Below are 12,781 nucleotides of genomic sequence, written 5' to 3' on the forward strand. Positions count from 1 at the left end.
GTCCAGCGGGGATAAATCCCCTCGCCACAGGGTTCTTTTCACTGCGAGTCTTGTGCTGGATCAGGTAGTACCGGCGCGATCGGCTAGAATGGCCGCCTTGTGTTTGCCGAGCCTGCCATGAAAGCCGAAATGCCCCACGCCCAACTCGACTGGGACGACCAGGGACGCCCACGTTCGCGGGTGTTTGATGACGTGTATTTTTCCGATCAGTCGGGGCTGGAGGAAACCCGTTACGTGTTTCTTGACCAGAACCGTCTGGCCGAGCGCTTCGCTGCGCTACCGGCGGATGGTCGGCTGGTCATTGGTGAAACCGGCTTCGGCACCGGGCTGAATTTTCTCTGTGCCTGGCAGCTATTCGAACAACACGCAGTGGCCGGTGCGCGCCTGCATTTTGTCAGCGTCGAGAAGTACCCGTTGGCGCCTGCGGATCTGCGCCGGGCCTTGGCACTGTGGCCGGAACTCAAGCCGTTGGCCGATCAGTTGCTCAAGCACTACGTGGCGATTCATCAAGGCTTTCAGCGCATTACTTTGGCCGAAGGTCGAGTGACGCTGACCTTGCTCATCGGCGATGCGCTGGAGCAACTGCCGCAACTCGATGCGCAGATCGACGCGTGGTTTCTCGACGGTTTCGCTCCGGCGAAAAATCCGGACATGTGGACCGCTGAGCTGTTCGTCGAACTGGCGCGCCTCGCCGCACCGGGATCGACTATCAGCACCTTCACCAGCACCGGTTGGGTCCGGCGTCTGCTCAACGCTGCCGGGTTCAAGATGAAGCGCACACCGGGCATCGGCCACAAGTGGGAAATCCTGCGTGGCGAATTTCTCGGTTGGCCCGCCGAGGTGGCGGCGCCCATACCGGCGAAACCCTGGTTCGCCCGCCCTGCTCCGTTGCGCGGTGAGCGCCGGGCGCTGGTGATCGGCGCGGGCCTGGCCGGCTGCGCGACGGCGTCGAGTCTGGCGGCGCGCGGCTGGCAGGTGAGTCTGCTCGAGCGTCACGCGGCGGTGGCGCAAGAAGCTTCGGGGAATCCGCAAGGCGTGCTCTATCTCAAGTTGTCCGCCCATGGCACGGCGTTGTCGCAGTTGATTGTCAGTGGCTTCGGTTACACCCGACGCCTGCTGGAAAGCCTGCAACGCGGCAGCGACTGGGATGACTGCGGCGTGCTGCAATTGGCGTTCAATGCCAAGGAAGCCGAGCGCCACGGGCAACTGGCGGCGGCGTTTCCTGAAGATCTCTTGCAGTGGCTGGAACAACCCGATGCGCAGGCTCGCGCCGGTGTCGGCGTGGCCCACGGCGGTTTGTTCTACCCCGAAGGCGGCTGGGTGCATCCGCCAGCGCTGTGTCAGGCCCAGGCGATGCACGCCAACATTGAATTGCTCAGCCATCACGAAGCTTTGGAACTGCGCAAAGTCGCTGACCAGTGGCAAGCGTTCGACGGCGAGCGTTTGCTCGCCAGTGCGCCGGTGGTGATCCTGGCCGGTGCTGCCGAAATCAAACGTTTTGCCCAGAGTGCCGAATTGCCGCTCAAGCGCATTCGCGGGCAGATCACGCGTCTGCCTGAAACCGCAGACAGTCGTGCGCTGGCCACCGTGGTGTGCGCCGAAGGCTACGTCGCCCCGGCGCGTCTGGGCGAGCACACCCTGGGCGCGAGTTTCGACTTCAACAGCGACGACCTGACGCCCACGACTGCCGAGCACCAAGGCAATCTGGCGATGCTCGAAGAGATTTCCAGCGACCTACTGAGCCGTCTGAACATCAGCGAGCAGCCAATTGAGAACCTTGAGGGCCGCGCAGCCTATCGCTGCACCAGCCCCGATTACCTGCCGATTGTCGGCCCGCTCGCTGATCTGCAAACCTTCAATCAAACCTACGCTGCGTTGAGCAAAGACGCCCGACAAGTGCCGGACCTCGCCTGCCCGTGGCTCGACGGTCTGTACGTCAACAGCGGCCACGGTTCTCGCGGGCTGATCACCGCGCCGCTGTCCGGCGAACTGCTCGCCGCGTGGCTGGACAACGAGCCGCTGCCGTTGCCGCGCAGCGTGGTCGAAGCGTGCCATCCCAACCGGTTTGCCTTGCGCAAACTGATTCGCGGCAAGTGAATATCAGATGTCCGGCATCACACAGAGGCCGAGATCCATCAGGCGTATCGACTCTTCGGTCAGGCGCTTGATCACTGCCTCTTGTGCCTGCTCCTTTTCAAGCTGGAGGGCATTCGCCTGACTCACATAGTCGGCACTGAGCAGGGTGTCCGCCTGCTCATCGAGAGCACTCATGCGCGGCGCGAACGATTCATCGATCATTGAAAATTTGCGCGTAAACGTACGCTTCAGATAATCACGCCAGAACGTTCGCTCCTGCATGTATTTCAGCCATTGCGGGGAAAGTTCGGCAGTCATCACGCGATTTCTGGCGACCTCAAGATCAGCGGCTGTCACGCCACTCTGGGCATCGAACAGCATACCTTTCGGTTGACCGCGCAGCCCCAGCTCATCGGTCAGACCGATGCGATAAGCAAGGTTCATTTCCAGTGCATCGACCTTCGGCGCCCGGAGCGAATGCTCCAGGGCAATTTCTTCCAGCTTGTCCAGCCTGAACAGACTGCGGCCCAGTTCCAGCAGAGCTTTGGCAGTGACCTTGCGGCCGCTTGCCGCGCTGGTTACCCGCTCGACTTCCACCTCGACTTCCAAGCGACTGAACACCAGCGTTGCGTTGTCGGTGCAATGAAGCGGATCGGCAGCCGTGTCGAGCACTTGTTCACACAGCGGCCCGTCAGCTTCGGCCGCCTTCAGTACCGCCCAGACGCGTCGCTGCAAGTCGGCGCTGGCCTTTTTCCCGTCCGCGGTATCGCCCAGTTGCGCCAGCACGGTGAACAACCCATCGGCCTTCGGCTCGTTTCGCAATGCCGTCCAGATCCGCGTCTGTTCTGCCCACTCCTCGCCACTGTTCTTGGTCAACCAGAGCGAGCGGGCGTGTTGCTCGTTCATCCTGGCGATGTCATCGGGGAGGTAGTCCATACCGATGCCGAAATTATCGCGATAGTTTTCCAGATGCGTTTTGCTGCGTTCGGAAAAAGGATTCAGTCCCAGCTTGAGTGCGCTGGTGAAATGGCGTGTTTTCTGGAATAACCAGTCGGGCAGCTCTTTGATTTTATTTCCGGTCAGGTTCATCAATTCAATGTGGACGGAATTGGACAGGCCTTCTGGCAGTTCCGTGATGCCGGTTTCTTGCAGGGACAAGCGGCGCAGTTGCGTCATTTGACTGAAATCCGGGGTGGCGCCCAACGGATTCTTGTCCAGATTCAGGTAGCGCAACGTGCTCAGCCTGTTCAGCTTGGCCAGGGTCTGTTCGGTCAGCTTGAGCTGATTGTTTGCCAGGCTCAGCCGTTGCGGACGCGGCATGTGCGACAACACTTCAGGCAGCCGGGTGATCGTGTTGCTGCCCAGTTCCAGTAGCTCGAGCTGTTTGAAGGACTTGAGGAAGTGCGCGACATCATCACCCAGCGCCATGTTGCGCATCGACAATTGCTCTATGTGGTCGAAGCTCACCGACGGCGGCAATGTTGGCACCTTACCGATGCGCATGCCGTCAAGGTTGAGGGTACAGAGGCTTTTTCCCTCCTCGTTCGTGGCCCAATGAAAGCGTCGAAATCCTTCTTCGATCAACTCGGCGGCGATTTTCCGACTGTGCCGCGCTTCGGCCAGATCGCCACCCATGGCTTTCAGTGCGGCGGCATCTTCGCTCCAGACAAACAGCGCGTCACGCAGGGTTTGCAGATCCTGACGCAGAGCTTTGATGCGGGTCGCACGGCTCAACGGATCATCGCCCAGCTCATCGAGCAATTGGCTGAGCTGCTGCTGATTCAAGCGTGGATACAGTTTTCGCGCCTTGCGCAGCAGCGCCCGCGAATGCTCCGTCCCGGCAGCCTGATCGCTCTGCATGCAGGCCGGCTCGACAAGCCGAGGCTCAAACGTGCCGCGAACCAATGTCTGCGCCGTCTCCTCGCGTTCATCCAGCGCCGCATCGAGCAATTTGCTGCGCAAGCGCACGGTGTCGGCCTGCGCAGACTCGCCCAACCCGGCGGCCGTCCGCTGACGCAACGGCAGCGCTTTGAGAATCGCGCTGTACAGATCCCCCGGCGCTGCTGCCACTTTGCCAAGTGACTTGCCGTCGCCACTGAACGCCTCGTAACCGGCAGCAGACTTCACCAGCGAGCAGGTATTTGCGGGTTTCGCAGAGGCATCGCCGATGGCTTCCAGGATTGGCCCGGCGAGTGTCTTGTCACGCACTTGCAAGCGCAATTGCGCATCCCAGCCGCTCAGTCGTGGCAGCAACTGAATGGCCAGTTTGTCGGTATCGGCATTGGCCAGTCGTGGCCAATGCAAACCTGCCAGGGCACGATCGAGTCGCACTGCGTTGATGTTTTGCCTGACGCGCTGCCCCATCCGTAACGGCACCTGCCCGGTCTCGCGCAGATGCAATCGTTCGATACTCGGCGCGCGCTCGATCACCTGCTGCCCATGGCGCGTCGCAATGGCGGCAAAGACCTTGCGCAACTTCAGCACATCGTCCGCCTCGCTCCGGTCATAACGCTGATACATACGCTCAAGCACCTCACGATGATCCGTCTTCAGCGCCGCGCCGAGCTTCTTCGCCAGCGCCGACTCTTCCAGACTGGCGGCGGTTTTACTGCCGAGCAGAGCATCGACTTCGTTCTGGTACAGGCCATCAATGACCGTTCGCAGCAACTGCCCCGCCGCCAGTTGTTCACGGCTGACTGCCACGCTCAGAGCTTCGTCGGGCTCGCGGGTCAATGGATAAGTTGCCTCGACGCTGCCATCGGCGTTGGTCACCTCGATGTAGCGGTCGGTTGGCCAGCCCTTGAGCTTGGGCAATGCGTGCAATTGCTCCTCGGCAGGCTGGCCGGAATGTACTTCGCCGGCCTGCAGTTCGCGGGTCAGCTGGCGCAGTTGACGGGACAGACGCACGCGTTCCACCGTGTCGCGCAGACGCTCCGGCAACGCCAGGTTATCGTTGAACGCCTGGAGCAATTGGTCATGACTGGTGCCACTGAGCCGACGCATGTTATCCAGGTCGCTGTCGGTGAATTCGCTCAGGTGCGGGTCGATGCGTTTGAGTGCGTACGCAGAACTGCCCCACTCCTCGGGCTCTTCGCCAGGAATGCGCCAGCCGCCCTCAACGTGTCGGGCCAACTCCGGGGCATAGGCGTCAGCGCGACTGGCATGCTCCAGACGCCACAGGCTGGCATCGGCATCGTAACTGCCGGCAAAGAATCGATGATCGACACGCCCAAGGGTTTTGCGGCCCACCTGATAAAACTCCTTGGAGCTGGCATCAATGGTGAATCCCGCCGGGAGTGAATGCTCATAGGCAACGAGATCGGGCTTCCACAGACGTGCCTTGCCTGCGTGATTGAGGATGGCCCGAAATTGCCCGAAGAACTCCGGGTGCGAGCGCAGCAGTTTGCCGCCCAGCGTGCCCAACGCCTTCTGCCCGCCGGCAAACGCCGCCATCAGCGCAATGTTCTCCACCACGCTGAGCAGGTGCGAAAGCGCTTGCTGATGATCGCCACGCTGCCAGTCTTCGACCCCTTCATACACTTCGCCGAGCAATTGCCCGACCGCAACGCCCATCATCAGTTGGCCAAGGACCGGCACAAACATGCCTGCCACTGACGCGATGGTCACGCCCAGCTGGAGAAAATCCAGCAGACGTTTCTGGCGTGCGTCCTCATCGATATCTGCCGTTGGCACCGCCAGTTTGCGCGCATCGATCTGTAATTTGCCGACGTGACTCTGCACCATGAAATCAAAAAGCGGGACACTCATCGACAGTTGCTTGATGAGGCCCAACTCGCCTTTTTCCTCGAACGTTTTGAAGAAATCGGCCTTGTCATCCTCATCAAGGCATCGACCGAAATAATCCTTGTAGTCCGGTTTGCGCAGTTGTTGCGTGAGATAGTTTTTGAAGGCATTGAAGCTCGGATATTCGTACAACGCCCTCTCGGGCTCGCCCGCCATGTAGACCAGGCAACCATCCTCGGGATGCTCCTGCACCGAGCGCGCGCAGAACACCACGACGCCCCACACGCAGCTGTCCAGTATCTCGATGCCCTGCATGATCATCGGGTCGTTGCCGTGGCGCAGGGTTGCCGACGCCACGCCCTGGGCATCAATCAGATCCTGCAGCATGCGCAATCCCTGCGGAGTGATATCAGCCTTGAGCGCGGCCAGATGGGCGTCGAGCTGCAACAGGCTTTTTTTCATCGCGCCAATGTCGCGGGTCAGGACGCTACTGGTCACGACTTTGCCGTCGGCATCGCGCAGGCCGAAGACTTGCTGGAAATGTTGCTGATATTTCTTGCCCAGGTCGAGCGTGCGGCACAACGCGGCGAACGCCTGCGGTGTCAGGCCCTGCACTCCCGCAGGCGCACTGGCAATGCGCACGACACTGCCGGACGGGAAACCATCGGCTTGCTCCTCGTCTTCAGTGAAGTTCTGCATCGCCGCCTGCAGCAGGGTTTGCGCGGCGTGTTTTACAACATCGATACCCGCCTGGTTGGTCGCCGTCGCGTCGCAGCCGCAATCGTCACCCGGCAGACTGAGCACATCCTGTTCGACGTCATAGACCGCCGGCCACTTGGCGTTCAACGCAGCGGTGAGTTCTTTTTTGCAGAAACCGCGCAACGATTGCAATCCGGCCAGATCCTTGGCCACTTTGAGCTGCAGGCGATGCAGCTCGCGAGCGGTCTGATCCAGCGTGGCCAGCGTGTCGGTCGAAGCCTTGAGCAAATAAGGCGGCAGACTTTTCTCCAGGGCTTCGGCCGTGTCGAGGTCTGCGGTGGCTTCCAGCAGCGTGCCGAGCACTGAAGATGGAGCAAGGTTTTGTTTCTGTTGCTGCACTGACATGGCAATAGTCCTTTATTGCTGTTGGGGCTTTCGACCTTAGCGATGGTGTGACTGAATTGATAATGGAAAAAACTGCTGGCAAATGCCGCAAATACACGCAGTTTTTCGGCCTATAAAACAGCCCGCTACCGCCCCGCAAAAAAACCGGCTAACGCTGCCAGGGCGCCCTCTAGCGCCGACCTGCAAAGGCCGTAGCGCCGCGCTTATAACTTATCGATCTAAAACTCCGCCTACCGTGACAGGTCAGTTTCTGAGTACCCGCACTTTTCGCGTGGTACGGCTTGACCTTCCCCAACGGAAAAACCGGTAAGGACTTTATGTGCGGATTAGCTGGCGAGTTACGTTTTGATCAACAACCTGCAGACCTTGCAGCGATCGAGAGAATCACCCATCACCTGGCCCCTCGCGGCCCTGACGCGTGGGGCTTCCATGCCCAAGGGCCGATTGCCCTGGGCCATCGACGCCTGAAAATCATGGACCTGTCGGACGGCTCGGCGCAGCCGATGATCGACAGCCAACTGGGCCTGTCCCTGGCGTTCAACGGCGCGATCTACAACTTCCCGGAACTGCGCGCAGAGCTTGAAGCACTGGGTTATGCCTTCTATTCGGGTGGCGACACCGAAGTGCTGCTCAAGGGTTATCACGCCTGGGGCGAGGCACTGCTGCCGAAGCTCAACGGCATGTTCGCCTTCGCCATTTGGGAGCGTGATGCCCAGCGCCTGTTCATCGCCCGTGACCGTCTCGGCGTGAAGCCGCTGTACCTGTCGCGCACTGGCCAACGCCTGCGCTTCGCCTCGGCATTGCCAGCGCTGCTCAAGGGCGGCGACATCAACCCGATCCTCGATCCGGTGGCGCTCAATCACTATCTGAACTTCCACGCGGTGGTGCCTGCGCCGCGCACCTTGCTGGCCGGTATCGAAAAACTGCCGCCGGCCACCTGGATGCGCGTTGAGGCCGATGGCCGCACCGAGCAGAAAACCTGGTGGACCCTGCCCTACGGTCCGAATGAAGACGAGAAAAACCTCAATCTGGAAGACTGGGTCGATCGCGTCCTCGACAGCACCCGCGAAGCGGTGGCGATTCGTCAGCGTGCAGCAGTGGATGTCGGTGTGTTGCTTTCGGGCGGTGTCGATTCGAGCATGCTCGTCGGCCTGTTGCGCGAAGTCGGCGTAGAAAATCTGTCGACCTTCTCCATCGGTTTCCAGGATGCCGGCGGCGAGCGCGGCGACGAGTTCCAGTATTCGGACCTGATCGCCAAACATTACGGCACCCGACATCACCAGTTGCGCATCGACGAGAAGGAAATCATCGAGCAACTGCCCGCCGCGTTCCGGGCGATGAGCGAGCCGATGGTCAGCCATGACTGCATCGCGTTCTATCTGTTGTCCCGCGAAGTGGCCAAGCACTGCAAAGTGGTGCAGAGCGGCCAAGGCGCGGACGAATTGTTTGCCGGTTACCACTGGTATCCGCAGGTCGACGGCGCAGCGGACCCATACGCCGCCTACCGCGATGCATTCTTCGATCGCAGCTACGACGACTACGCGTCGACGGTCCAGCCGAAATGGCTGGTCGACCATGATGCGGCGGGCGATTTCGTCAAACAGCACTTTGCCCAGCCCGGCGCCGAGGCTGCCGTGGACAAGGCGCTGCGCCTGGACAGCACGGTGATGCTCGTCGATGACCCGGTCAAACGCGTCGACAACATGACCATGGCCTGGGGCCTGGAAGCGCGTACGCCGTTTCTCGACTATCGACTGGTCGAACTGTCGGCTCGCGTTCCGGGCAAATTCAAGCTGCCCGATGGCGGCAAGCAAGTGCTGAAAGAAGCTGCGCGCCGGGTCATTCCAAGCGAAGTGATCGACCGCAAGAAAGGCTATTTCCCGGTGCCGGGTCTCAAGCACTTGCAGGGCGACACACTCAATTGGGTGCGCGAGCTGCTGCTGGATCCGAGCCAGGATCGCGGCCTGTTCAACCCGAGCATGCTCGACAAGCTTTTGACTGACCCGCAAGGCCAACTGACCCCGTTGCGCGGCTCGAAACTGTGGCAACTGGCGGCCCTGAACCTGTGGCTCAGTGAACAAGGAATCTGATTGATGAAACCCCATGCCACGTCCATCAACCAACGCCTGTTGCGTGGTCAGGCCCCCTCGTATGAACGTTTGCAGGCGCGCCTGGCCGAAGACGGCAGCGAGCCTGCCAGCGCCCCGATTGCTGTGCATTGCGGTTGGGGCCGGCTGCTGATCGGTCACACCTTTCCCGACCCGGCGTCGCTGGCGCAGGAGCTGCTCAACGAGCAGCCCGGCGAGCGCGATATCGCCCTGTATGTTGCCGCACCGCAGCAGATTCTCGGCCTCGAGCCGACGCAGCTGTTTCTCGATCCATCCGACACCCTGCGTTTGTGGTTCAGCGATTACCGGCAGGCCACGCGGGTGTTTCGCGGCTTCCGCATTCGTCGTGCGCAGAGCGAAACCGACTGGCAGGGCATCAACCGTTTGTACCAGGCGCGCGGCATGTTGCCGATCGATCAGGAGTTGCTCACCCCGCATCATCAGGGCGGCCCGGTCTACTGGCTGGCGGAAGACGAAGACAGCGGCGCGGTGATCGGCAGTGTCATGGGCCTCAATCATGAAAAAGCCTTCAACGATCCGGAACATGGCAGCAGCCTCTGGTGCCTGGCGGTCGACCCGCATTGCTCGCGCCCCGGCGTCGGCGAAGTGCTGGTGCGACATTTGGTCGAGCACTTCATGAGTCGCGGCCTGGCTTATCTGGATCTGTCGGTGCTGCACGACAACCGCCAGGCGAAAAACCTTTACGCCAAACTGGGTTTCCGCAACCTGCCGACCTTCGCCATCAAGCGCAAGAACGGCATCAACCAGCCGCTGTTTCTCGGCCCGGGCCCGGAGGCGAATTTCAATCCTTACGCGCGGATCATCGTCGAAGAGGCGCATCGACGCGGCATCGACGTGCAAGTCGATGACGCCGACGCCGGGCTGTTCACCCTTAGCCATGGCGGCCGTCGCGTGCGCTGCCGCGAGTCGCTGAGCGATCTGACCAGTGCGATCAGCATGACCCTGTGCCAGGACAAAAGTCTGACCCACAAGGTGCTGAAAGGCGCAGGTCTGAAACTGCCAGCGCAGCAACTGGCGGGCAATGCCGACGACAACCTGGCCTTCCTCGATGAGCACCAACGGGTGGTGGTCAAGCCTCTCGATGGCGAACAGGGCCACGGCGTCGCGGTGGATCTGCGCACCATCGAAGAAGTGCAGAAGGCTATCGAAACCGCCAAGCAGTTCGACAGTCGCGTGCTGCTGGAAAGCTTCCACGAAGGCCTTGATCTGCGCATCGTGGTGATCGGCTTTGAAGTGGTGGCGGCGGCGATTCGCAAGCCCGCCGAAGTGGTCGGCGATGGTCAGCATTCGATCGGTGCGCTGATCGAAGCGCAAAGCCGCCGCCGGCAAGCCGCCACCAGTGGCGAAAGCAAGATTCCGCTGGACCACGAAACCCAACGCACGCTGCATGCTGCCGGTTACGACTACAGCAGCATCCTGCCGGCCGGCGAGCATCTGTTCGTGCGGCGCACGGCCAACCTGCACACCGGCGGGACGCTGGAAGACGTGACCGACATTCTTCATCCAACGCTGGTCGACGCGGCAGTGCGTGCGGCGCGGGCGCTGGATATTCCGATGGTCGGGCTCGATCTGATGGTGCCGGCGGCGGATCAGCCCGAGTACGTGTTCATCGAAGCCAACGAACGCGCCGGCCTCGCCAACCATGAACCGCAGCCGACGGCGGAGCGCTTTGTCGATCTGTTGTTTCCGCATAGTCAGCCGGCTGTCTCTTGAACCATCGTTGTTCCGGCTGACGCCTTCGCGAGCAGGCTCGCTCCCACAGGGGGAATGCATTCCAAATGTGGGAGCGAGCCTGCTCGCGAAGAGGCCCTGAACGTCACCACCAATTTTCCTCATCGAAACCATCGGTGTGCACAACCCATCAGGAGTTTCCATGACCATGACCACACAAATCCCTGAACCGGATCTGGCTTACCTGCAAAAAGTCCTGCTGGAAATGCTCGCCATTCCCAGCCCTACCGGGTTCACAGACACCATCGTGCGCTATGTCGCCGAGCGTCTCGAAGAGCTGGGTATTCCGTTTGAAATGACCCGGCGCGGCACCATCCGCGCGACGTTGAAGGGCAAAAAGAGCAGCCCTGATCGCGCAGTGTCGGCGCACCTGGACACCATCGGCGCCGCTGTGCGTGCGGTGAAAGACAACGGTCGCCTGACCCTCGCGCCGGTCGGTTGCTGGTCGAGCCGCTTTGCCGAAGGCAGCCGGGTCAGCCTGTTTACCGACACCGGGGTGATTCGCGGCAGCGTGTTGCCGCTGATGGCGTCCGGGCATGCGTTCAACACCCAGGTCGATGAAATGCCGATCAGTTGGGACCATGTCGAGCTGCGTCTGGACGCCTACTGCACGACCAAGGCCGATTGCGAGTCGCTGGGCATTCATGTCGGCGACGTGGTGGCCTTCGATCCGCTGCCCGAGTTCACCGAAAGCGGCCATATCAGCGCCCGCCACCTCGACGACAAGGCCGGTGTTGCCGCATTGCTCGCTGCTCTGAAGGCGATTGTCGACAGCGGCCAGGAACTGAACATCGATTGCCATCCACTGTTCACCATCACCGAGGAAACCGGCAGCGGTGCAGCGGCGGCATTGCCGTGGGACGTCAGCGAGTTTGTCGGCATCGACATCGCACCGGTCGCCCCCGGCCAGCACTCGAGCGAACACGCCGTGAGCGTGGCGATGCAGGATTCGGGCGGGCCGTATGACTATCACCTGTCGCGGCATCTGTTGCGTCTGGCTGGTGAACACGAATTGCCGGTGCGCCGTGACATGTTCCGCTATTACTTCAGCGATGCGCACTCGGCGGTCACCGCCGGCCACGACATTCGCACCGCCCTGCTCGCTTTCGGCTGCGATGCCACCCATGGCTACGAACGCACGCACATCGACAGTCTGGCGGCGCTCAGCCGTTTGCTCGGTGCGTACATTCTCAGCCCGCCGGTGTTTGCCAGCGATGCGGCGCCAGCCAATGCTTCACTGGATCGCTTCAGCCATCAGATTGAGCATGACACCCAGATGGAAAGCGAAACCCGCGTGCCGCCGGTGGACAGTCTGGTGGGGCAGCGTTCTGACAGTTGAGCCTTCGGTGAACAGATAATCGCCTTCGCGAGCAGGCTCGCTCCCACAGGGATCGCAATTCAAAGGTGGGAGCGAGCCTGCTCGCGAATTGGCAGGCAAGACCGATACAAAACTGGCACGCAAAACCCAATCCCCGTAGCATCCCGACATCGATTTGACCGAGGTGCCCATGCTCATTCCCCACGACGCGCTTGAAGTCGACACCCTCACCCGCCTGATCGAGGATTTCGTCACCCGCGACGGTACCGACAACGGCGATGACACCCCGCTGGAGACCCGCGTCCTGCGCGTGCGCCAGGCACTGACCAAAGGCCAGGCATTGATCGTGTTCGACCCGGAAAGCGAACAGTGCCAGCTGATGCTCAAGCACGACGTACCCAAGCATCTGTTCGACTGAAGCCGTCAGCCAGCCTTCGCTGCGGCCTCCTTGCGCTTGATCCGGTCATAGACCTCGGCGCGGTGTACATGGACCTTTTTCGGCGCCTCGACGCCGAAGCGCACGCTGGAGCCGTTGACCGACAGAACACGCAGGGTGATGTCGTCTCCGATTGAAATCAACTCACCGACCACACGGCTGAGTACAAGCATGGGATTCATCCTTCAGGACTGGCAAACCCTGAAGATGCGCGGCTTACAGCGTCTTCACAATCCACGACGA

General features: G+C 61.1%; 7 protein-coding genes. 5 read left to right on the top strand and 2 right to left on the bottom strand.

What is annotated here, in order from left to right; genetic code table 11:
- Window positions 1-117 precede the first annotated feature (117 nt).
- The gene (mnmC, locus tag D8U82_RS10355; RefSeq protein WP_130902161.1) at window positions 118-2,097 is read left to right on the top strand and encodes a bifunctional tRNA (5-methylaminomethyl-2-thiouridine)(34)-methyltransferase MnmD/FAD-dependent 5-carboxymethylaminomethyl-2-thiouridine(34) oxidoreductase MnmC; all 1,980 of its coding nucleotides are present in this window, start codon (window positions 118-120) and stop codon (window positions 2,095-2,097) included.
- Window positions 2,098-2,100: 3 nt separating this feature from the next.
- Here mnmC and D8U82_RS10360 read toward each other — a convergent pair whose 3' ends face one another.
- The gene (locus tag D8U82_RS10360) at window positions 2,101-6,924 is read right to left on the bottom strand and encodes an NEL-type E3 ubiquitin ligase domain-containing protein (RefSeq protein ID WP_130902162.1); all 4,824 of its coding nucleotides are present in this window, start codon (window positions 6,922-6,924) and stop codon (window positions 2,101-2,103) included.
- 317 nt (window positions 6,925-7,241) lie between these two features.
- Here D8U82_RS10360 and D8U82_RS10365 point away from each other — a divergent pair, with 317 nt between their 5' ends.
- The 4 genes from D8U82_RS10365 to D8U82_RS10380 all read left to right on the top strand — a co-directional run bounded on the left by D8U82_RS10365 (window position 7,242) and on the right by D8U82_RS10380 (window position 12,520).
- Window positions 7,242-9,014, top strand: coding sequence for an N-acetylglutaminylglutamine amidotransferase (locus D8U82_RS10365; protein WP_130902163.1), 1,773 nt, complete (start codon window positions 7,242-7,244; stop codon window positions 9,012-9,014).
- 3 nt (window positions 9,015-9,017) lie between these two features.
- The gene (gene ngg, locus D8U82_RS10370; RefSeq protein ID WP_130902164.1) at window positions 9,018-10,766 is read left to right on the top strand and encodes an N-acetylglutaminylglutamine synthetase; all 1,749 of its coding nucleotides are present in this window, start codon (window positions 9,018-9,020) and stop codon (window positions 10,764-10,766) included.
- A 166-nt stretch (window positions 10,767-10,932) separates the two neighbouring features.
- On the top strand, window positions 10,933-12,123 hold the full coding sequence (locus D8U82_RS10375; RefSeq protein WP_125926384.1) for an osmoprotectant NAGGN system M42 family peptidase: 1,191 nt from the start codon (window positions 10,933-10,935) through the stop codon (window positions 12,121-12,123).
- 169 nt (window positions 12,124-12,292) lie between these two features.
- Window positions 12,293-12,520: a YheU family protein gene (locus D8U82_RS10380; RefSeq protein ID WP_003172962.1), complete on the top strand. Its 228-nt coding sequence runs from the start codon at window positions 12,293-12,295 to the stop codon at window positions 12,518-12,520.
- 5 nt (window positions 12,521-12,525) lie between these two features.
- On the opposite strand, the gene csrA is transcribed toward D8U82_RS10380, so the two are convergent.
- Window positions 12,526-12,711 carry a carbon storage regulator CsrA gene (gene csrA, locus D8U82_RS10385; protein ID WP_024013891.1) on the bottom strand — a complete coding sequence of 62 codons (186 nt, stop codon included), beginning with the start codon at window positions 12,709-12,711 and terminating at the stop codon, window positions 12,526-12,528.
- Window positions 12,712-12,781: the final 70 nt, after the last annotated feature.

The sequence above is a fragment of the Pseudomonas sp. Sample_23 genome, assembly GCF_004307595.1.
Taxonomy (GTDB): Bacteria; Pseudomonadota; Gammaproteobacteria; order Pseudomonadales; family Pseudomonadaceae; genus Aquipseudomonas; species Aquipseudomonas atacamensis.